The 19,796-nt window shown below is 58.6% G+C and carries 21 protein-coding genes; 13 read left to right on the forward strand and 8 right to left on the reverse strand.

Annotated features, from left to right (window positions below):
* Positions 1 to 34 precede the first annotated feature (34 nt).
* From CWM57_RS10965 to CWM57_RS10980, 4 genes are all read left to right on the forward strand, one after another.
* On the forward strand, positions 35 to 853 hold the full coding sequence (locus CWM57_RS10965; protein WP_061155564.1) for a sugar phosphate isomerase/epimerase family protein: 819 nt from the start codon (positions 35 to 37) through the stop codon (positions 851 to 853).
* A gap of 10 nt (positions 854 to 863) precedes the next feature.
* On the forward strand, positions 864 to 2,225 hold the full coding sequence (locus tag CWM57_RS10970; protein ID WP_100676206.1) for an MFS transporter: 1,362 nt from the start codon (positions 864 to 866) through the stop codon (positions 2,223 to 2,225).
* A 334-nt stretch (positions 2,226 to 2,559) separates the two neighbouring features.
* The gene (locus tag CWM57_RS10975) at positions 2,560 to 3,738 is read left to right on the forward strand and encodes a Gfo/Idh/MocA family protein (protein WP_100676207.1); all 1,179 of its coding nucleotides are present in this window, start codon (positions 2,560 to 2,562) and stop codon (positions 3,736 to 3,738) included.
* A gap of 159 nt (positions 3,739 to 3,897) precedes the next feature.
* Positions 3,898 to 5,262: an MFS transporter gene (locus tag CWM57_RS10980; protein ID WP_074386744.1), complete on the forward strand. Its 1,365-nt coding sequence runs from the start codon at positions 3,898 to 3,900 to the stop codon at positions 5,260 to 5,262.
* 43 nt (positions 5,263 to 5,305) lie between these two features.
* Here the strand turns inward: CWM57_RS10980 and CWM57_RS10985 are convergent, their stop codons facing one another.
* Complete coding sequence (locus CWM57_RS10985) at positions 5,306 to 5,797, reverse strand: YajQ family cyclic di-GMP-binding protein (protein WP_061155568.1); 492 nt, start codon at positions 5,795 to 5,797, stop codon at positions 5,306 to 5,308.
* 217 nt (positions 5,798 to 6,014) lie between these two features.
* On the opposite strand from CWM57_RS10985, the gene panE reads away from it, so the two are divergent.
* From panE to CWM57_RS11000, 3 genes are read left to right on the forward strand one after another with little or no spacing between them, the layout of a single operon-like run.
* On the forward strand, positions 6,015 to 6,926 hold the full coding sequence (panE, locus tag CWM57_RS10990; RefSeq protein WP_061155569.1) for a 2-dehydropantoate 2-reductase: 912 nt from the start codon (positions 6,015 to 6,017) through the stop codon (positions 6,924 to 6,926).
* Positions 6,889 to 7,482: a protein deglycase YajL gene (yajL, locus tag CWM57_RS10995; RefSeq protein WP_060619477.1), complete on the forward strand. Its 594-nt coding sequence runs from the start codon at positions 6,889 to 6,891 to the stop codon at positions 7,480 to 7,482. The genes panE and yajL overlap by 38 nt, the downstream gene beginning before the upstream one ends.
* 51 nt (positions 7,483 to 7,533) lie before the next feature.
* Complete coding sequence (locus CWM57_RS11000; protein WP_074386746.1) at positions 7,534 to 8,010, forward strand: SRPBCC family protein; 477 nt, start codon at positions 7,534 to 7,536, stop codon at positions 8,008 to 8,010.
* A gap of 70 nt (positions 8,011 to 8,080) precedes the next feature.
* Here the strand turns inward: CWM57_RS11000 and thiI are convergent, their stop codons facing one another.
* A complete protein-coding gene (gene thiI / locus CWM57_RS11005; RefSeq protein ID WP_061155572.1) occupies positions 8,081 to 9,529 on the reverse strand; it encodes a tRNA uracil 4-sulfurtransferase ThiI in 1,449 nt (482 codons plus the stop codon).
* Positions 9,530 to 9,710: 181 nt separating this feature from the next.
* Between thiI and xseB the strand changes: the two genes are divergently transcribed.
* Genes xseB through CWM57_RS11025 form a run of 4 tightly spaced genes read left to right on the forward strand, consistent with a single transcriptional unit; the run spans position 9,711 to position 13,769 of the window.
* Entirely contained in the window at positions 9,711 to 9,953 is a 243-nt protein-coding gene (gene xseB / locus CWM57_RS11010) for an exodeoxyribonuclease VII small subunit (RefSeq protein ID WP_002891398.1), read from the forward strand.
* A gap of 1 nt (position 9,954) precedes the next feature.
* The gene (gene ispA, locus CWM57_RS11015; protein ID WP_074386747.1) at positions 9,955 to 10,854 is read left to right on the forward strand and encodes a (2E,6E)-farnesyl diphosphate synthase; all 900 of its coding nucleotides are present in this window, start codon (positions 9,955 to 9,957) and stop codon (positions 10,852 to 10,854) included.
* Between the two features lie 18 nt (positions 10,855 to 10,872).
* Complete coding sequence (gene dxs, locus CWM57_RS11020; protein WP_100631429.1) at positions 10,873 to 12,735, forward strand: 1-deoxy-D-xylulose-5-phosphate synthase; 1,863 nt, start codon at positions 10,873 to 10,875, stop codon at positions 12,733 to 12,735.
* Positions 12,736 to 12,794: 59 nt separating this feature from the next.
* Complete coding sequence (locus tag CWM57_RS11025) at positions 12,795 to 13,769, forward strand: aldo/keto reductase (protein ID WP_100631428.1); 975 nt, start codon at positions 12,795 to 12,797, stop codon at positions 13,767 to 13,769.
* 45 nt (positions 13,770 to 13,814) lie between these two features.
* Here the strand turns inward: CWM57_RS11025 and pgpA are convergent, their stop codons facing one another.
* From pgpA to nrdR, 6 genes are all read right to left on the reverse strand, one after another.
* Positions 13,815 to 14,318, reverse strand: a complete 504-nt coding sequence (gene pgpA, locus CWM57_RS11030; RefSeq protein ID WP_008805378.1) for a phosphatidylglycerophosphatase A — start codon at positions 14,316 to 14,318, stop codon at positions 13,815 to 13,817.
* Complete coding sequence (gene thiL, locus CWM57_RS11035) at positions 14,311 to 15,282, reverse strand: thiamine-phosphate kinase (protein ID WP_074386749.1); 972 nt, start codon at positions 15,280 to 15,282, stop codon at positions 14,311 to 14,313. The genes pgpA and thiL overlap by 8 nt, the downstream gene beginning before the upstream one ends.
* 73 nt (positions 15,283 to 15,355) lie before the next feature.
* Positions 15,356 to 15,775 carry a transcription antitermination factor NusB gene (nusB, locus tag CWM57_RS11040; protein ID WP_008805376.1) on the reverse strand — a complete coding sequence of 140 codons (420 nt, stop codon included), beginning with the start codon at positions 15,773 to 15,775 and terminating at the stop codon, positions 15,356 to 15,358.
* 19 nt (positions 15,776 to 15,794) lie between these two features.
* Positions 15,795 to 16,265 carry a 6,7-dimethyl-8-ribityllumazine synthase gene (ribE, locus tag CWM57_RS11045; protein ID WP_001021161.1) on the reverse strand — a complete coding sequence of 157 codons (471 nt, stop codon included), beginning with the start codon at positions 16,263 to 16,265 and terminating at the stop codon, positions 15,795 to 15,797.
* Positions 16,266 to 16,352: 87 nt separating this feature from the next.
* Positions 16,353 to 17,456 (reverse strand): bifunctional diaminohydroxyphosphoribosylaminopyrimidine deaminase/5-amino-6-(5-phosphoribosylamino)uracil reductase RibD, encoded by a 1,104-nt coding sequence (gene ribD, locus CWM57_RS11050; RefSeq protein WP_016160372.1) that lies wholly within the window; start codon positions 17,454 to 17,456, stop codon positions 16,353 to 16,355.
* A 3-nt stretch (positions 17,457 to 17,459) separates the two neighbouring features.
* Positions 17,460 to 17,909 (reverse strand): transcriptional regulator NrdR, encoded by a 450-nt coding sequence (nrdR, locus tag CWM57_RS11055; RefSeq protein ID WP_002890417.1) that lies wholly within the window; start codon positions 17,907 to 17,909, stop codon positions 17,460 to 17,462.
* 147 nt (positions 17,910 to 18,056) lie between these two features.
* Here nrdR and CWM57_RS11060 point away from each other — a divergent pair, with 147 nt between their 5' ends.
* Positions 18,057 to 18,596, forward strand: a complete 540-nt coding sequence (locus CWM57_RS11060) for a DUF3251 domain-containing protein (RefSeq protein WP_061155578.1) — start codon at positions 18,057 to 18,059, stop codon at positions 18,594 to 18,596.
* A 301-nt stretch (positions 18,597 to 18,897) separates the two neighbouring features.
* Positions 18,898 to 19,782, forward strand: coding sequence for a nucleoside-specific channel-forming protein Tsx (locus tag CWM57_RS11065; protein ID WP_004204836.1), 885 nt, complete (start codon positions 18,898 to 18,900; stop codon positions 19,780 to 19,782).
* The last annotated feature ends 14 nt before the right edge of the window (positions 19,783 to 19,796 follow it).

A 19,796-nucleotide genomic window follows, 5' to 3' on the forward strand; every position in this document is an offset into this window, starting at 1 on the left:
ACTATCCTCACCTGCAACTGTACCGGAGCCCTTTATGAACATGCGTACCCTATCGCTCGCCGCGCTGACCCTGCTCGATGTCCCTCCCCCCGAACAGGTGCGGATAGCGGCCAGAACCGGTTTTACCCACGTTGGTCTGCGGTTGCTTCCCGCCACACCGGCCGATCCGGACTACGACATGCTGGGCGATACCCCGGCCGTGCGCGCGACGCTGGCCGCGCTGATGGAAACCGGCATCCGCGTGTCGGACGTAGAGATCGTCCGCCTGACCCCCGGATTTACGCTCGACGATCGGCTGCAGCGGTTTATGGAGACTGCGGCGCGTCTTGGCGCCGGACAGGTGCTGGTCGCCGGCAATGACGACAACCTTCAGCGTAGCGCCGACAACCTGGCCATCCTCGCCGCGGCCAGTCGCCCTTATGGGCTGACCATGAACCTTGAGCCGATGCCCTGGACCCAGTTGCGCACTATCGCCGATGCGCAGGCGTTGATCGCCGCCAGCGGGCGGGAAGATATCGGTATCCTGGTGGACGCCCTTCATTTCTGGCGCGCAGGAGAATCGCTCGCCGCCCTCTCCAGCCTGCCCGCGCATCATCTCAACTATATGCAACTCTGCGATGGCGCGGCGCAGAGGCCGGAAAGTGAGCAGGAACTTATCCGCCAGGCCCGCTCGGCGCGCAACGTGCCGGGGGAAGGCGGTCTGGATCTGCACGGTCTGATGTCGGCCCTGCCGGCGACGCTGCCGGTCTCCCTCGAAGTGCCGCTCGACGGTGAGCAGGGCGCCCTGCCGCCCCTCCAGCGGGCACAATTACTGTTCAATGCCGCGCAGCCCTACCTGCGCTCCTGCGCATAAGGAATACGCTATGACACAGACTCAACGCCTGGATGTCAGAGAGTTAATAAACCGTAACCCGCTGAGCCGCTTTCAAAAGCAGATCATTTTTCTCGGTTTTTGCGTTATCGCTCTCGATGGTTTTGATATCGCGATCATGGGGTTTATCGCCCCGACGCTAAAGCTGGAATGGGGGGTAAGCAACCACCAGCTAGGCGTGGTGATCAGCGCCGCGCTGATCGGCCTCGCGCTGGGCGCGATTTTCTCTGGCCCGCTCGCCGACTGGCTGGGGCGCAAGAAAATCATTATCAATAGCGTCTTTTTCTTCGGCTTCTGGACCATCGCCACCGCCTTCTCGCACAACATTGAACAGATGATGTTTTTCCGCTTTATGACCGGCCTGGGGTTGGGCGCCGCGATGCCGAACATCGGGACGCTGGTGTCGGAGTACGCCCCGGAACGCCAGCGTTCATTTATTATTACCGTCATCTTTTGCGGCTTCACCTTCGGCGCGGCGGCAGGAGGATTCTCAGCATCGTGGCTGATCCCGCAGTTTGGCTGGCACTCGCTGATGGCGCTCGGCGGCATTCTGCCGCTGCTGTTTGCCCCGCTGCTTATCTGGCTGCTGCCGGAGTCGGTTCGTTTTCTGGTGATCAAACAAGCGCCAGCGGCGCGCATTCGCGCCATTCTTAACCGTCTCTATCCCGGACAAATGAGCGACAACGTGACGTTTACCCTGCCGGCGCAGCCGGCGGCCGGCAACGCGATGCGCATTGTGCTCTCCCGCCAGTACGGCTTCGGCTCACTGATGCTATGGCTGGTCTACTTTATGGGGCTGTTCCTGGTCTATATCCTCGGTAGCTGGCTGCCAACGCTGGTTAAAGCGGTGGGAATGACCGTTAGCCAGGCGGCCATCATGACAGCGATCTACCAGGCGGGCGGCACCCTCGGCTCGCTGTTTGCCGGCTGGCTGATGGACAGGATCAACCCCCATCGCGCGCTGGGGATGATCTACGCTGTTGGCGGCCTGTTCACCATGGCAATGGGCTACGCCGCGGGCAGCTTTGCCCTGCTCTGTATGCTGGCGTTTATCAGCGGCGCCTGCCTGAATGGCGCCAATACCGGTATGAACGCCCTCTCCGCCCGCTACTATCCTACGCAGGCGCGGGCGACAGGATCCAGCTGGATGCATGGCGTCGGGCGCATCGGCGCCATTCTCAGCGCCTTTGCCGGTGCCGAGATGATGGCGCTCAACCTGCCCTTTGAAAGCGTCTTTTTGATCCTCGGTATCCCGGCAGCCCTCACCGTCGCAGGCCTGGCGGCGAAAGGCATCTTTGCGGCCGGTAGCCCCGCCGCCGCTTCACCTGCCCCTGCGTCTGCGCGCGGAGCGTAATGCTGTATTCTCCCTCCGGTGCAATCTGCGGATTGCACCGGGCTCAGCGGCCAAAAGAAGAAAATTTATTTCATATTTATCAAAAACGAAAAACCACCCACAACAACCTGGTCTGCCACGGGGGCGATAATCCCTCACTCACCTTTTCAATGAAGCCCAAAAGAAACTTTCGTTAATTCGATCCCCCTCGCATATATGGAAAATAAATTCCATATTACAATTGAAACAGAACAAATATTTCCTTAAGTTTAAGTCAGTCTATCCGGATGCGCGTTGCCGCAGGCGTCGGCATTGAGCGCCTCAGAGTGTGAATGATTTCAAAAAGGAGAGCACCATGTTAAACGGCCTGAAACCCTTATCCCGCTCCCTGCGTTGGGGCATGGTCGGCGGCGGGGGAACCAGTCAGATCGGCTACAGCCACCGCTGTGCAGCGCTGCGTGACAATGTTTATACCCTGCTGGCCGGCGCGCTTGACGTCGATGCCGAACGCGGGCGCGCGTTCGGTGAGCGACTGGGCATGGCGCCGGAGCGCTGCTACGCCGACTACCAGACCCTGTTTCGTGAAGAGGCGCAGCGCCCTGACGGCATCGAGGTCGTCTCGGTCACCACCCCGAACAATACCCATTTCGCTATCACCAAAGCGGCACTGGAAGCGGGCCTCCACGTCATCTGTGAAAAGCCCCTCTGCTTTAGCGCCGAAGAAGCACGCGAGCTGGTGGACCTGAGCAAAAAACAGAACAAAATCGTCGGCGTCACCTACGGCTATGCCGGCTATCAGATGATCCAGCAGGCGCGGCAGATGATTGCCGATGGGCTGCTCGGCGAGATCCGCATCGTTAATATGCAGTTCGCTCACGGCTTTCATAACCAGGCCGTCGAGCTGCAGGCTGAATCCACCCGCTGGCGCGTGACGCCGAAGTTTGCCGGGCCCAGCTATGTGCTGGGCGATCTGGCCACCCATCCGCTGTTTGTCGCCGAAACCATGGCACCGCAGCTTAATATCAAACGGCTGATGTGCTCCCGTCAGAGCTTTGTCCCCTCCCGCGCGCCGCTGGAAGATAACGCCTTTGTCCTGATGGAATATGACAACGGCGCGGTTGGCTCGATGTGGACCAGCGCCGTCAACAGCGGCGCCATGCACTCGCAAAAAGTGCGTATCGTCGGCGAAAAAGCGAGTATCGAATGGTGGGATGAGCATCCTAACCAGCTCAGCTATGAGGTGCAGGGCGAGCCGGCGCGGATTCTGGAACGCGGGATGCCCTACCTGTCGCCGAACGCGCTGGCGGATGACCGCATCGGCGGCGGCCATCCGGAAGGGCTGTTCGAAGCCTGGGCCAACCTCTATCGCCGCTATGCGCTGGCGATTGACGCCACGGACCGTGACGATCGCGCCTTCCTGCAAGACTTCTGGTATCCGGACGTTGAAGCCGGGCTGCACGGCGTCTATTGGGTCGAACAGTGCGTCAAATCGGCTGACGCTGGCAGCCAGTGGGTTGACTTTACTTTACCTTAATTTTTTCCCTCGCCAGTGGAGTCCCCCTCCACTGGTTTATTGATTTTTACCAACTTGTCTCATCGCGCAACAGCCCCGTAATATCTGTTAAACAAACATTTATTTACGCTTCTTACCCCCCGCCGCTACACTAGGCGCAGTTTTTATATTGAGGTGGTAATGAACGATAACAAAATGACGCCAGGGGAACTGCGCGCGACCTGGGGTTTGGGGACGGTATTCTCCCTGCGCATGCTTGGCATGTTTATGGTCCTGCCGGTTCTGACCACGTATGGCATGGCGTTGCAGGGCGCCAGTGAAGCGCTGATTGGCCTGGCGATCGGTATCTACGGCCTGGCGCAGGCGGTTTTCCAAATCCCCTTCGGACTGTTATCTGACCGTATTGGCCGTAAGCCGCTGATCGTCGGCGGCCTGCTCATCTTTGTACTCGGCAGCGTCATCGCCGCGCTCACCGACTCTATCTGGGGCATCATTCTTGGCCGCGCCCTGCAGGGCTCCGGCGCCATCGCCGCCGCGGTCATGGCCTTGCTGTCCGATCTCACTCGTGAACAGAACCGCACCAAAGCCATGGCCTTTATCGGTGTCAGCTTCGGCGTCACTTTCGCCATCGCCATGGTGCTGGGGCCGATTGTCACCCACCAGCTGGGTCTGCACGCGCTGTTCTGGATGATCGCCATTCTGGCGACCGTCGGCATCCTGCTCACCCTGTGGGTGGTGCCCAACAGCCATAACCACGTGCTCAACCGCGAATCCGGGATGGTGAAGGGCTGCTTTAGCAAAGTACTGGTGGAACCACGCCTGCTGAAGCTCAACTTTGGCATCATGTGCCTGCACATCATGCTGATGTCCACCTTTGTCGCGCTGCCCGGCCAACTGGAGGCCGCTGGCTTCCCGGCCGCCGAGCACTGGAAGATTTACCTGGTCACCATGGTTATCTCGTTCATCTCGGTGGTGCCGTTTATCATCTATGCCGAAGTGAAGCGCAAAATGAAGCGCGTCTTCCTGCTCTGCGTCGCCATCCTGCTGATTGCGGAAATTGTTCTCTGGGGCGCCGGGGGCTACTTCTGGGAGCTGGTGGCGGGCGTACAGCTCTTCTTCCTGGCCTTTAACCTGCTGGAAGCGCTGCTGCCATCGTTAATTAGCAAGGAGTCGCCGGCAGGCTATAAAGGCACCGCAATGGGCATCTACTCCACCAGCCAGTTCCTCGGCGTGGCGATTGGCGGCGCCCTTGGCGGCTGGGTCGATGGTTTCTTTGATTCGCAAACGGTCTTTCTGCTGGGCGCCCTGCTGGCAATGCTGTGGCTGCTGGTGGCCAGTACCATGAGCGAGCCGCCGTACGTCAGCAGCCTGCGGGTGGAAGTGCCGGACGGCGTGGTGGTCGACAGCGCGCTACAGACGCGCCTGCTGAACGCCAGCGGGGTTCAGCAGGCGCTGGTGGTGCCTGAGGAGCGCTCGGTGTATATCAAAATCGACAGCAAGGTCACCAACCGCTTCGAGATAGAGCAGCTCATCAAAGGGGTATAAAAAAAGCGGGGAAATCCCCGCTTTTTGCTGTCTGTCCGCCGCGTTAGTCGCGGAAGTTTTTGAACTGGAACGGCTGCCCCAGATCGCCACCGCGCACCAGCGCCATCACCGACTGCAGATCGTCGCGGGACTTACCGGTCACGCGGATCTCTTCGCCCTGAATCTGCGCCTGCACTTTCAGTTTGCTGTCTTTGATCAGTTTGACGAGCTTCTTCTGCACCGCGCTTTCAATGCCCTGCTTCAGCTTCGCTTCAACAAACCAGGTTTTACCGCTGTGCACGATATCTTCCGGCACGTCGAGGGAGGTGCCTTCAATGCCGCGCTTGAGCAGCTTGGCGCGCAGGATATCCAGCAGCTGGTTCACCTGGAAGTCAGACTCACTCAGTACTTTTATGGTTTTGTTGGCGTCGTTTAATTCAAAAGTGGCTTCAACGCCACGAAAATCAAAACGCGACTCGACTTCGCGGCTCGCGTTGTCCACCGCGTTACGGGCTTCCTGAAGATCAACTTCAGAGACAATATCGAAAGATGGCATCTTTTCCTCTCCTTCCGTTTCTTTTGCGTTGCATAATACCTGCAACGCGGCATAACTCAACTTGTTATCCCGGAAGCTTAGCTGATTACGCAACGCTCGCGCTATTTCCCCGTGCTGCCCGACGACGCCGAATCCCCCTTTCCGTCCGACAATGCGAAAAGCGACGAGATATACTTTAGCCATCAGCGCCTGGGGTAGCGGCAGATGAGGAGGAACAATGAAAGTAACCGTACTGGGATGCGGTGCACTGGGACAACTATGGCTGACCGCGTTGTGCAAACAGGGACATGAAGTCCAGGGCTGGCTACGCGTACCGCAGCCATTCTGTAGCGTCAATGTCATTGAAACCGACGGCTCGGTGTTCAACGAGTCGCTGACGGCCAACGACCCCGATTTTCTCGCCAGCAGCGAGCTGCTGATCGTCACCTTAAAGGCCTGGCAGGTGTCGAATGCGGTGAAGCACCTGGCCGGGATCCTGCCGGTCACCACGCCAATTGTGCTGGTGCATAACGGCATGGGCACCGTCGAGGAGCTGCGCGGCGTGAAACAGCCTTTGCTGCTGGCCTCCACCACCCAGGCAGCGCGTCGCGACGGGAACGTGATCATCCACGTCGCCCAAGGCACCACCCATATCGGTCCGGCGAAAAGCTACGAGGAGGACTACAGCTATCTCGCGGAAGTCCTGCAAAGCGTACTGCCGGATGTCGCCTGGCACAACCATATCTACTCGGCCACCTGGCGCAAGCTGGCGGTGAACTGCGTCATTAATCCCCTGACCGCCCTCAAAGGGTGTAAAAACGGCGATCTGCGCCACTCTCCGCAGGAGGTTGCCGCCATTTGTCAGGAAGTGGCGGCGGTGATGGAGCGCGAAGGTATTCATACCTCGGCGGAAAACCTGCTATTTTATGTCTGGCAGGTCGTTGAAAGTACAGCAGAAAACATCTCATCCATGCTGCAGGACATTCGCGCCCAGCGGCACACGGAGATCGACTACATCACCGGTTTTCTGCTCAACCGCGCCCGCGCCCACGGCGTTGCCGTACCGGAAAACGCCCGCTTATTTGAACTGATCAAGCGTAAGGAGAATGAATATGAGCGCGTCGGCACTGATTTGCCTCGCCCCTGGTAGCGAAGAGACCGAAGCGGTCACCACCATCGACCTGCTGGTCCGCGGCGGAGTGAAAGTGACCACCGCCAGCGTCGCCAGCGACGGCGGCCTGGCCATCGTCTGCTCGCGCGGCGTCAAACTGCTGGCGGATGCGCCGCTGGTCGAGGTGGCCGATGGTGATTTCGATATCATCGTCCTCCCGGGTGGTATCAAGGGCGCAGAGTGCTTCCGCGACAGTCCGTTGCTGGTGGAAACCGTCCGACAGTTCCATCTCTCTGGCCGCATTGTGGCCGCCATCTGTGCCGCTCCAGCGACCGTGCTGGTGCCCCATCAGCTGTTCCCGATCGGTAACATGACCGGTTTTCCGGCGCTGAAGGAGCATATCCCCGCCGATCAGTGGCAGGATAAACGGGTGGTCTGGGATCCACGGGTGAATCTGTTAACCAGCCAGGGGCCGGGGACATCGATCGATTTCGCCCTGAAAATGATTGACCTGTTGGTGGGTCGCGAGAAAGCGTATGAAGTCGCCTCACAGCTGGTGATGGCCGCCGGCATCTATAATTACTACGAAGCCTGATAGCTGGTCCGCGCCGCGGACTGGTTCCCCTTTTTCCTGAGGAGTCGTAGCATGTCCCGTAGCGCAACCGATTCTCGCGATCTTGTCATCAGCCGCCTGCTCAGCGCGCCAGCCTCTGCCCTGTGGCGCGCGTGGGCCGACCCGGCATTACTCAAAACCTGGTGGTGCCCGAAGCCCTGGTATACTGAGGTTCTGGCCTTTGATTTTCGCTCTGGCGGGGCTTTTCACACCGTGATGCACGGCCCTGACGGTGAACGCAACGATAACCCTGGCTGTTTTCTTGAGGTCATCCCGCAACAAAAAATCGTCATGACCTCGATGCTGACGGCGGATTATCGTCCTGCCGTGTCCCCTTTTGCCATGACGGCCATCATCACCTTTGCCGACGAAAAAGACGGATGTCGCTATACGGCCACAGTGCTGCATGCGGATGATGAAACTCGCGAGCAGCATGAGCAGATGGGATTTTTTGAGGGCTGGAATATCGTCATCGATCAGCTGAATGACCTGGCGATGACCCTGCGCTAATGCGCTGACCCGGAGATGACAAAAAGGCCTTCCATCGGGGAAGGCCTTTTTCAATATGGATGGCAACCCGTTACGGGCGATAAACTTTCACGTTGCTAAAGCCCTGCTCGCGCAGATAGAGCGCCTGCAGACGGCTCATCACGCCGCGCTCGCACCACAGCAGCCAGGTTTTGCTCTGATCGAGATCGCCAAATTTGGTGCTCAGCTTGTAGAACGGCAGCGAAACGACCTCAACGCCCTCGACCTTCAGCGGCTTGTCTTCCTGCTCGTCAATGGAGCGAATGTCGAGGATCGCGTCGTTGGCGCCAAAGCCGGTCACGGTTTCCACTTCAACCACAGAGGCTTCCGTCTGCTGGGCGATATCGCGAATGTCGATATTGCTCGCCTCTTCCACCACTTTATCGAGGATGCTGAAATCGAAGTGTTCTTCTTCCGCTTCAATCTTCGCCTTCACCGCCTTCACGGTCGGGCTCTTCGAGATCACGCCGCAGTATTCCGGCATGGTGCGGGCGAAATCTTCCGTGCCGATCTCACGCGCCAGGTCGATGATGTGCTCTTTATCGTGCGAAATCAGCGGGCGCAGGATCAGAGTATCGGAGACATTGTCGATCAGGCGCAGGTTAGTGAGGGTCTGACTGGAGACCTGACCGAGCGCTTCGCCGGTGACCAGCGCCTGCACGCCGTAGCGTTCCGCGACTTTTGACGCGGCGCGGACCATCATACGTTTGAGCACGACGCCCATCTGGCCGTCGTCCACTTTTTCGAGGATTTCGCCGACCACCGGCTCAAAGTTAATCGCCACAAAGCGAACGCGGTGCGAGCTGCCGAAGCGGTTCCACAGGTAATGTGCGACCTGGCGGACGCCAATCTCATGGGCGGCGCCGCCAAGGTTAAAGAAGCAGTAGTGCACGCGGCAGCCGCGGCGCATCAGCATATAGCTGGAAACGCCGGAGTCGAAGCCGCCGGAGATCAGCGACAGCACATCTTCCTGGGTGCCGATCGGGAAGCCGCCGATGCCTTCATAGCGGCCTTTCACCAGCAGCAGGCGATCGTTTTCAATCTCGAGATTGACGGTGACGTCCGGGTCGGTCAGCTTCACGCGCGCCGTTTCAATATGCTGATTCAGACCGCCGCCGACGTAGCGTTCCACCTCAATTGAGGTGAATTCATGTTTACCGCGACGCTTCACACGCACGCAGAAGGTTTTGCCTTCCAGCGCCTCGCGCCACAGCGGCAGCGTCTTTTCAAAAATATCGTGCAGCGAGGTGAACGGTACGTCTTCGACTTCCAGAATATGGTGGATGCCGGGGATACGGGTCAGCGCATCGCGAATAGCCGGGCGCTGATTTTCATCTTTCGCGCGAACTTCGATATGATCCCAATGACGGACGACGGCCAGCGTCTCGTCATAGTTTTTGAGAACGTTACGAATGTTCCCGGTTAAGATTTTAATGAAGCGCAACCGCACAGATTGGCTTTTGATGGTGATTTCCGGGAACAATTTAATGATAAACTTCATGGCGACAATAGTTCGTTGGCAAGCCCGACAGGGCTATAAGCAAAAGTTGTAAAGCAGCGCACACCGGTGCCTGCATCCTGGGCGCGGAGTATATCACCATTGCGCGTTATTTGCTTACACGCGTGACTTCGTTACCATACCCGGTATTGCCGTCGCGACATAACAAGAGTCTACATTCACTATGCCAAAGAAAAATGAGGCCCCGGCCAGCTTTGAAACTGCTCTGGGCGAACTGGAGCAGATCGTTAACCGTCTGGAAAGCGGCGATTTGCCGTTAGAGGAAGCGCTAAGCGAATTTGAACGCGGCGTACAGCTGGCGCGCCAGGGGCAAAGTCAGCTGCAGAAGGCCGAACAGCGCGTGCAGATCCTGCTGGCGGATAGTGAAGATTCCCCGACCACGCCTTTTACGCCGGACGCTGAATAAAATGGATTTCCCGCAACAATTGCAGGCCTGTGTGGAACAGGCTAATGGGGCATTGCGCCGTTTTATCGCGCCGCAGCCTTTTCAGAACACTCCGCTGGTGGAAGCGATGCATTATGGCGCACTCTTAGGGGGTAAACGCCTGCGCCCCTTCCTTGTCTATGCCACCGGCACGATGTTCGGCGTCAGTCGCACCACGCTCGATGCCCCCGCCGCTGCGGTCGAATGTATTCATGCTTATTCCCTGATGCATGATGATTTGCCGGCGATGGATGATGACGATCTGCGTCGCGGACTGCCGACCTGTCATATTAAATTTGGCGAAGCCAACGCAATTCTTGCGGGAGATGCCCTGCAAACGCTGGCGTTCTCTATACTCAGTGATGCGCCGATGGTCGACGTCTCTGACCGGGACCGGCTGGCGATGGTCTCCGAACTGGCGCAGGCCAGCGGCGTGGCGGGTATGTGCGGCGGCCAGGCGCTGGATCTGCAGGCGGAAGGACAGCAGGTGGATCTGCAGGCGCTGGAGCGTATCCATCGCCACAAAACGGGGGCGTTGATCCGCGCCGCCGTCCGGATGGGGGCGCTGAGTGCCGGCGAACGCGGCCGCGCCGCCCTGCCCGCGCTGGATCGCTATGCGGAAAATATCGGCCTGGCCTTCCAGGTCCAGGATGACATTCTCGACGTGGTAGGGGATACTGCGACCCTTGGCAAACGTCAGGGTGCCGACCAGCAATTGGGTAAAAGCACCTATCCCGCCCTCCTGGGTCTTGAGCAAGCCCGGAAGAAAGCGCACGACCTGATCGCTGATGCCCGCCGGTCGTTAGATGAGCTGGCTGCACAATCTCTGGATACTTCGGCACTGGAAGCGCTCGCGAATTACATTATTCAGCGCGATAAATAAACAAAAAATGAGTCTCTGATGAGTTTTGATATTGCCAAATACCCGACCCTGGCGCTGGTAGATTCCACCCAGGAGTTGCGCCTGTTGCCAAAAGAGAGCCTGCCGAAGCTGTGTGATGAGCTACGGCGCTATCTGCTGGACAGCGTCAGCCGCTCCAGCGGTCACTTTGCCTCTGGCCTCGGCACGGTGGAACTGACCGTGGCGCTGCACTACGTGTATAACACGCCGTTCGATCGCCTGATCTGGGACGTCGGCCATCAGGCCTACCCGCATAAAATTCTGACCGGCCGCCGGGACAAAATCGGCACCATTCGTCAGAAAGGCGGCCTGCATCCCTTCCCGTGGCGCGGTGAAAGCGAGTATGACGTGCTGAGCGTCGGCCACTCCTCCACCTCCATTTCCGCCGGTATCGGGGTGGCTATCGCCGCCGCGAAAGAGGATAAGCAGCGGCGCGCAGTGTGCGTGATTGGCGACGGGGCGATCACCGCCGGCATGGCGTTTGAAGCGATGAACCACGCCGGGGATATCAAACCCGACCTGCTGGTCGTGCTGAATGACAATGAAATGTCGATTTCCGAGAACGTCGGCGCGCTGAACAATCATCTGGCGCAGTTGCTCTCCGGTAAGCTCTACTCCACCCTGCGCGAAGGGGGCAAAAAGGTCTTCTCCGGGGTGCCGCCGATTAAAGAGCTGCTTAAACGGACCGAAGAACATATCAAAGGGATGGTGGTACCGGGAACGCTGTTTGAAGAGCTGGGCTTTAACTACATCGGGCCGGTCGATGGCCACGATGTGCTCGGTCTGGTCAGCACGCTGAAGAACATGCGCGATCTGAAAGGCCCGCAGTTCCTGCATATTATGACCAAAAAGGGCCGCGGCTATGAGCCCGCCGAGAAAGACCCTATCACCTTCCATGCGGTGCCAAAATTCGACCATACCAGCGGCGTACTGCCCAAAAGCAGCGGCGGCCTCCCATCCTACTCGAAAATCTTCGGCGACTGGCTGTGCGAGACGGCGGCCAAAGACAGCAAGCTGATGGCGATCACCCCGGCGATGCGCGAAGGCTCAGGCATGGTGGAATTTTCGAAGAAATTCCCCGATCAGTACTTTGACGTCGCCATCGCCGAGCAGCATGCGGTCACCTTCGCCGCCGGGCTGGCGATTGGCGACTACAAGCCGGTGGTGGCGATCTACTCCACCTTCCTGCAGCGAGCCTACGATCAGGTGATCCACGATGTGGCTATCCAGAAACTGCCGGTGCTGTTTGCTATCGACCGCGCCGGGATTGTCGGCGCAGACGGCCAGACGCATCAGGGGGCGTTCGATCTCTCCTTCCTGCGCTGTATTCCGGATATGGTGGTGATGACCCCGAGCGATGAAAATGAATGTCGCCAGATGCTGTACACCGGCTACCACTACAATGACGGCCCCTGCGCCGTGCGCTATCCGCGCGGCAGTGGCACCGGCGCGACGCTGGAGCCGCTGGCATCGCTGCCGATCGGCAAAGGGGTGGTGAAACGCCAGGGCGAGAAGCTGGCGATCCTTAACTTCGGCACCCTGCTGCCGGAAGCCGCGGCAGTAGCGGATAAACTCAACGCGACCCTCGTGGATATGCGATTTGTGAAGCCGCTGGATACGGCGCTGATCCTGCAGTTGGCCGGCGAACACGACGCGCTGGTGACGCTGGAGGAAAACGCCATCATGGGCGGCGCCGGCAGTGGCGTGAACGAAGTGCTGATGGCCCATCGCCGGGTGGTACCGGTGCTCAATATTGGCCTGCCGGATTGCTTTATTCCTCAGGGCACTCAGGAAGAGATCCGCGCCGACCTTGGCCTCGATGCCGCCGGTATTGAAGCCAAAATCCGCGACTGGCTGGCATAATTGCCCCCCTGCTCCTGCTATGCTTAAGGGATACCCTTGATGAATAGCAGGAGCGCACTATGCACTATGTCCCCCTCGGTGATACTGCCTTACGTGTTTCCCGACTCTGCCTCGGCTGTATGACCTTCGGCGAGCCAGACCGCGGCAGACACGCCTGGACGCTTCCGGAAGAGAGCAGCCGCCCGCTTATCCAGCACGCCATTGAAGGCGGCATCAACTTCTTCGATACCGCAAACAGCTACTCCGACGGCAGCAGTGAAGAGATCGTCGGCCGCGCCCTGCGCGACTTTGCCCGCCGTGACGAGGTGGTTGTCGCCACCAAGGTGTATCACCAGGTCGGCGATCTGGCAGAAGGGCTTTCCCGGGCGCAGATCCTGCGCTCCATCGACGACAGTCTGCGCCGTCTCGGGATGGACTATGTCGACCTGCTGCAGATCCACCGCTGGGACTATACCACCCCGATTGAAGAGACCCTCGAAGCGCTGGACGAGGTGGTGAAAGCCGGCAAAGCGCGCTATATCGGCGCCTCGTCCATGCATGCCCGACAGTTTGCCCAGGCGCTGGCGCTCCAGCAGCAGAACGGCTGGGCGCGCTTCGTCACCATGCAGGATCACTACAATCTGATTTACCGGGAAGAAGAGAATGAGATGCTGCCGCTGTGTCAGCACAACGGCGTGGCGGTGATCCCGTGGAGCCCGCTGGCGCGCGGCAGACTGACCCGCCCCTGGGGAGAGACCACCGCCCGGCTGGTTTCGGATGAGTTCGGCAAATCGCTTTACAGCACCAGCGAAGAAAACGACGCGCAGATCGCCGGGAATCTCGCGGACGTGGCGGAAGAACTCGACGCCAGCCGCGCCCAGGTCGCCCTCGCCTGGCTGTTAAGCAAACCCGGCGTTGCCGCGCCGATTATCGGTCCATCGCGTCAGGAACAGCTCGACGACCTGCTGCAGGCGGTGGATTTGACGCTTTCTCCGGAACAGATCGACAAGCTGGAGGCGCCGTATCAGCCGCATCCGGTGGTGGGATTTAAGTAACAAGTGTGGTTTCCCCGGCAGCAGGATGCTACCGGGGACAGACGATTAAAGCAGACCGATGGGCCAGTGATGGCCAATGACATACAGCACGCCGGCCGAGATCACGCCGGCGACGATATCGTCGACCATAATCCCCATTCCGCCGTGAATATTGCGGTCAAACCAGCGAATCGGCCACGGCTTCCACATATCGAAGATACGGAAAATCACGAAGCCGGCGGCCACCCACTGCCAGTCCAGGGTCGGCAGCGCCATCAGGGTGATCCACATCCCGACAAACTCATCCCAGACAATACTGCCGTGGTCATGAGTGCCCATATCTTTGGCCGTACGATGGCAAAGATAAACCCCAATACAGATGCTCATCATCACCACCAGCGAGTAGAGCTGCCAGGGGAGAAAGGTCATCAGATACCAGAATGGGATCGCCGCCAGCGACCCCATCGTCCCCGGGACCACCGGGCTTAAGCCGCTGCCAAAGCCAGTCGCCAGCAGATGCCACGGGTTACGCATGCTCAGGCGGCGTAGCGCCTCGTCTCGACTACGCAAAGTGATCGTATCCCTTTAAATCAAGCGCGACCGGCTTACCGTCGCGGATAAATTGCAGCCCTTCGCTCTCCGGCGCAATCTGTCCGATACAGGTAAAACGCGCGCCAAGATGGCCGAGAGCCACGTCCAGCGCCCCGCGGTTCAGCTCCGGTACGGTAAAGCACAGTTCGTAATCTTCTCCGCCGGCGAGCGCCCAGCGCAGCGCCTGCTCGGGCTCCACCTGGCGCAGCATCGCGTCGGAATACGGCATGGCATCGAGATCGATGCGCGCGCCGCAGCCGCTGGCTTTAAGAACATGGGCCAGATCGGAAATCAGGCCGTCGGAAAGATCGATAGCCGATGTCGCCAGGTCACGCAGCGCCTGACCCTGCAGCACGCGCGGCATCGGGCGCAGATGACGAGCCAGCAGGTAGTCGGCGTCAGACGGTTCATCCACCGTCAGCCGGTTCTGCAGCACCGCCAGGCCGGCGGCGCTGTCTCCCGGGGTGCCGGTGACATAGATCCAGTCTCCTGGCTTCGCGCCAGCGCGTTTCATGGCGCGCCCTGGCGGCACAAAGCCGTGAATACCCAGCGTCATGGCGAGCGGGCCACGGGTGGTATCACCGCCAATCAGCTGCATATCGTAATAGTCCAGCTGGACAAACAGGCTGTCGCTAAAGGCTTCCAGCCAGGTTTCATCCACCTCTGGCAAAGTCAGCGCCAGCGTGAGCCACGCCGGTTCCGCGCCCATCGCCGCGAGGTCGCTCAGGTTCACCGCCAGCGCTTTATAAGCGAGGTCGGCAGGGTCGATATCGGGTAAGAAGTGATTGCCCGCCACCAGGGTGTCGGTGCTGATTGCCAGCGTTTTTTTCTCGGGGATATTCAGGAGCGCGCAGTCATCGCCGATGCCGGTTTCAACATCAAGGCGGGCGCTTTTAACGCGATCAAAATAACGGGCAATCAGGGAAAATTCGCCGCATGCCATACGTTATGCCTCAGCAAAGAAAAAAATAAGGCCGGGTTCGCTGGATGATATCCTGCAAAGCCCGGCCTGGCGTTTACTTTTTGCGGGGACGAATTACCGGAGCCGCTTTGTCCAGCACGCCGTTGACGAACTTATGGCTATCTTCAGCGCCGAAGGTTTTCGCCAGTTCGATAGCTTCATTGATGGCCACTTTATACGGTACGTCGTCACGTTTGGACAGCTCAAACAGCGCGATACGCAGCACCGCTTTTTCCACCTGGCCCAGCTCTTCCAGCTGACGGGACAGGTAGGGCTTCATCAGGCCGTCGAGGTACGCGCTGTTAGTCGCCACTCCGGACAGCAGTTCACGGAAATACAGAACATCTACATCTTTTACGTCCTGTTCCGCCAGGAACTGGTATTCGACATCAGCGATGTCGTTGTGGGACAACTGCCAAGAGTAGAGCGCCTGGACGGCACACTCACGGGCGCGGCGACGAGCAGCAGGTTTCACGGAATTCCCCTTACAAAAATCAGGCCTTGATGGCTTTCAATACGTTAATCATTTCCAGCGCGGTCAGCGCAGCTTCTGCGCCTTTGTTACCGGCTTTGGTGCCAGCGCGCTCGATGGCTTGTTCAATACTTTCAGTGGTCAGAACACCAAAGGCTACCGGGATTTCGCTGTCCTGAGCGACATGCGCCAGGCCATTGCTGGCACCGCCAGCCACATATTCAAAGTGGGCAGTACCGCCGCGGATCACCGTACCCAGCGCGATCACCGCGTCATATTTACCGGTTTTCGCCAGTGCGCCAGCCGCCAGCGGCAGCTCATACGCGCCTGGAACCCAAACAACGGTGATGTTTTCATCTTTTACCTGACCAATGCGTTTCAGGGCGTCAATCGCACCTTCCAGCAGGCTGTCATTGATAAAGTTGTTGAAACGCGCAATGGTGATGGCGACGCGAGCGTCCGGGGTAGCAACGTTAGCTTCAATAATGTTCATACTCTTCCTTCGGGTTCATGTGCCCCGCAAGGGGGGCGGATTTTATCATATTATTCTGAGCGCTGCTTCCTAATAATCAGGAAAGCCTCACGCAGTGGTTAAATGCAGGCAGACATCCGGGCCAACCTGACGTATCTCATTGAATTTGAAATGGGGTGCCTGGCTCAGTTCTTCAAGCCCCGGCAGCGCGCATAATCCACGCGCCGCATTGCCTAACAGTTTAGGCGCAATATAGACGATAAGCTCGTCGACAAGGCCAGCCTGCAGCAGCGCCCCGGCAAGCGTCGCTCCCGCCTCCACCCAGACGCTGTTCACCTGCTGTTTGCCAAGCAGCATCATCAGCAACACCAGATCGAGATGGCCGTTATGTTCCGGCACCAGCAGCGTACGAACGCTTTCCGGCCACTGGCGCTCATCCGCACGCAGGCGGGCAAACAGCGTTTCTCCTGCCTGCTGCACAATACGGTGCTCAGGCGTGACGCGGTTCTGACTGTCGATGACGACGCGCAGCGGTTGGCGCAAATTCTCTTCGGGATAAAGCGCCTGGGTATCGGCGCTCAACTCCTGCCAGCGCACGGTCAGCGCCGGATCGTCCGCCAGCACGGTGGCGCTGCTGGTGAGGATCGCATGACTCTGGGCGCGCAGACGCTGCACGTCGCGTCGTGCCTGCGGGGAGGTGATCCACTGGCTTTCACCGCTGGCCATCGCCGTGCGGCCGTCCAGCGAGGCGCCCAGCTTCAGCTGCACCCAGGGAAAACCGGTGCGCATCCGCTTCAGGAAGCCCTTATTCAGCGCTTCCGCTTCGTTCATCATCAGCCCGTGGCTGACGTCAATACCGGCCTGCTGCAAACGATACAGACCGCGCCCCGCCACCTGCGGGTTTGGGTCCTGCATCGCCGCCACCACGCGGCTGACGCCGGCGGCAATCAGCGCATCGCAGCATGGCGGCGTACGGCCATGGTGGCTGCAGGGCTCAAGGGTGACGTAGGCGGTGGCGCCCTGCGCCTTTTCGCCGGCCATGCGGAGCGCGTGCACTTCGGCGTGCGGCTCGCCGGCGCGATAGTGAAAGCCCTCGCCGACGATCTCGCCGTCTTTCACAATGACGCAGCCGACGTTAGGGTTAGGATGGGTGGTAAAGCGACCGCGCGCGGCAAGCTTAAGCGCACGCGCCATGTACATTTCGTCCTGCATGGCTTAGTCCTGTAAACGGGCGATCTCTTCGCCGAACTCTTTGATGTCTTCGAAGCTGCGATAGACGGAAGCGAAGCGAATATAGGCGACCTTATCGAGCTTCTTCAGCTGCTCCATCACCAGATTGCCAATCATTTTGCTCGCCACTTCGCGCTCACCGGTGCCACGCAGATGGGTTTTGATATGGTTGACCGCCATTTCCACGTCATCGGCGCTAACCGGGCGTTTCTCCAGCGCTTTCAGCATCCCGCTGCGCAGCTTGTCTTCGTTGAAGGGTTCGCGCACATCGTTACTCTTCACCACCCGGGGCATCACCAGCTCCGCCACTTCGAAGGTAGTAAAGCGTTCGTTACAGACCAGACACTGCCGACGGCGACGCACAGAAGAGCCTTCCCCCACCAGACGAGAGTCGATCACTTTGGTATCCACGGCGAAACAGAAAGGGCAATGCATAGCGCGTCCTGACAGGTAGTTAAACTGAAGGGTAGTTTACCGCGAAGTGACCTGACTACAAAGAAAGAGCTTTTGAGACAAAGGATCTATGGGAGAGGCAGGCGGTTTGGCTACCATTAAGCATCCTCTGCAAACGGAATCCTGACCATGACAAGACGTTACCTGAAACTCGCCATCGTTGGCAGCCTGTTCACCCTGAGCGCCTGCGCCCAGCAAAGCGAAGTCCGCCAGATGCACCAGAGCGTGAGTACGCTGAGCCAGGAGATGACCCAGCTTAATCAGCAAACGATTAAAATCACCCAGCAAAATGCGCTGAACGCGAAATCCACCCGCGGCGTCTATCTGCTGCCGGATGCCAAAACCCCGGCGCGGCTGGAGAGCCAGATCGGCACCCTGCGCATGTCGGTGGGCAGCATTACGCCGGATGGCGACGGGTCACGCCTGACTTTACGCATTCAGGGTGAATCCAACGATCCGCTGCCGGCCTTTACCGCCACCGTCGCCTCCGGGCAGATCACCGGCACCACCCACAGCTATCAGGAAATCAATGTTCAGGATCAGCTGATTAGCGCCCCGGCCAGCATCCTCGCCCCCAGCGATGTGGATATCCCGCTGCGCCTGAACGTGACGCCGGACAAAGTTGGTTTTATTCGCGTCCACGATATCCAGCCCGCCGCCGCACAGTAAGCCTTCACGCCGGGCCAGCCCCTGCCCGGCGACGTCCTGCCCCCGTCGTTTTTATCCACTTACAACTTTTCACAAGAGTTCATTAGAAATCGTTCTGCCCCGCGATTTTCAGTAGCATTTTGTCAAGAAATGCATAGAATCGTGAACGCAATCGATTACGCATGTTCTGGTTATGTGAAACAACACGTATTTTTGTGAGCAATGATTCCTATAATAGACCCCCACAGAAAGACGAAATATTTAGAAACGCTTCGGCACTTCTTTTAACGCCTTCAGGCTCAAATTAAACAGTGGCATTACTATGAAAAAAACATTACTGGCAGCGGGTGCGGTTGTGGCGCTCTCCACTTCTTTTACTGCGGGCGCGGCAGAAAACGATAAACCGCAGTACCTGTCTGACTGGTGGCACCAGAGTGTTAACGTGGTGGGCAGCTATCACACCCGTTTTGGACCGCAGATCCGTAACGATACCTACCTGGAATATGAAGCGTTCGCCAAAAAAGACTGGTTTGATTTCTACGGCTATATCGATGCCCCGGTATTCTTCGGCGGCAACAGCACGGCAAAAGGTATCTGGAACAACGGCTCGCCGCTGTTTATGGAGATCGAACCGCGTTTCTCTATCGATAAGCTGACCAATACCGATCTGAGCTTCGGGCCGTTCAAAGAGTGGTACTTCGCGAACAACTATATCTACGATATGGGCCGCAACGATTCTCAGGAGCAGAGCACCTGGTATATGGGTCTGGGTACCGATATTGATACCGGCCTGCCGATGAGCCTGTCACTGAACGTCTACGCCAAATACCAGTGGCAGAACTACGGCGCGTCCAACGAAAACGAGTGGGACGGCTACCGCTTCAAAGTGAAATACTTCGTGCCGCTGACCGACCTGTGGGGCGGCTCGCTGAGCTACATCGGCTTCACCAACTTCGACTGGGGTTCTGACCTCGGCGATGACAACTTCTACGATCTGAACGGGAAGCACGCGCGCACCAGCAACTCCATCGCTTCCAGCCACATCCTGGCGCTGAACTACGCGCACTGGCACTACTCGGTGGTGGCCCGTTACTTCCATAACGGCGGCCAGTGGGCTGACGATGCCAAGCTGAACTTCGGCGATGGCGATTTCAGCGTCCGCTCGACCGGCTGGGGTGGTTACTTCGTGGTCGGTTACAACTTCTAATTGCTGATACGGCA

This window comes from Klebsiella sp. G-Nf4 (assembly GCF_002810615.1).
Classification (GTDB): domain Bacteria; phylum Pseudomonadota; class Gammaproteobacteria; order Enterobacterales; family Enterobacteriaceae; genus Klebsiella; species Klebsiella variicola.

Coding starts and splice junctions, on each gene's coding strand:
- thiI (WP_061155572.1), bottom strand. CDS start 9,529: ATGAAGTTTATCATTAAATTGTTCCCGGAAATCACCATCAAAAGCCAA.
- CWM57_RS10980 (WP_074386744.1), top strand. CDS start 3,898: ATGAACGATAACAAAATGACGCCAGGGGAACTGCGCGCGACCTGGGGT.
- ribD (WP_016160372.1), bottom strand. CDS start 17,456: ATGCAGGACGAAATGTACATGGCGCGTGCGCTTAAGCTTGCCGCGCGC.
- CWM57_RS10965 (WP_061155564.1), top strand. CDS start 35: ATGAACATGCGTACCCTATCGCTCGCCGCGCTGACCCTGCTCGATGTC.
- thiL (WP_074386749.1), bottom strand. CDS start 15,282: ATGGCATGCGGCGAATTTTCCCTGATTGCCCGTTATTTTGATCGCGTT.
- CWM57_RS11025 (WP_100631428.1), top strand. CDS start 12,795: ATGCACTATGTCCCCCTCGGTGATACTGCCTTACGTGTTTCCCGACTC.
- CWM57_RS11000 (WP_074386746.1), top strand. CDS start 7,534: ATGTCCCGTAGCGCAACCGATTCTCGCGATCTTGTCATCAGCCGCCTG.
- dxs (WP_100631429.1), top strand. CDS start 10,873: ATGAGTTTTGATATTGCCAAATACCCGACCCTGGCGCTGGTAGATTCC.
- CWM57_RS10975 (WP_100676207.1), top strand. CDS start 2,560: ATGTTAAACGGCCTGAAACCCTTATCCCGCTCCCTGCGTTGGGGCATG.
- CWM57_RS11065 (WP_004204836.1), top strand. CDS start 18,898: ATGAAAAAAACATTACTGGCAGCGGGTGCGGTTGTGGCGCTCTCCACT.
- CWM57_RS10985 (WP_061155568.1), bottom strand. CDS start 5,797: ATGCCATCTTTCGATATTGTCTCTGAAGTTGATCTTCAGGAAGCCCGT.
- CWM57_RS10970 (WP_100676206.1), top strand. CDS start 864: ATGACACAGACTCAACGCCTGGATGTCAGAGAGTTAATAAACCGTAAC.
- yajL (WP_060619477.1), top strand. CDS start 6,889: ATGAGCGCGTCGGCACTGATTTGCCTCGCCCCTGGTAGCGAAGAGACC.
- panE (WP_061155569.1), top strand. CDS start 6,015: ATGAAAGTAACCGTACTGGGATGCGGTGCACTGGGACAACTATGGCTG.
- nrdR (WP_002890417.1), bottom strand. CDS start 17,909: ATGCATTGCCCTTTCTGTTTCGCCGTGGATACCAAAGTGATCGACTCT.
- ribE (WP_001021161.1), bottom strand. CDS start 16,265: ATGAACATTATTGAAGCTAACGTTGCTACCCCGGACGCTCGCGTCGCC.
- xseB (WP_002891398.1), top strand. CDS start 9,711: ATGCCAAAGAAAAATGAGGCCCCGGCCAGCTTTGAAACTGCTCTGGGC.
- CWM57_RS11060 (WP_061155578.1), top strand. CDS start 18,057: ATGACAAGACGTTACCTGAAACTCGCCATCGTTGGCAGCCTGTTCACC.
- ispA (WP_074386747.1), top strand. CDS start 9,955: ATGGATTTCCCGCAACAATTGCAGGCCTGTGTGGAACAGGCTAATGGG.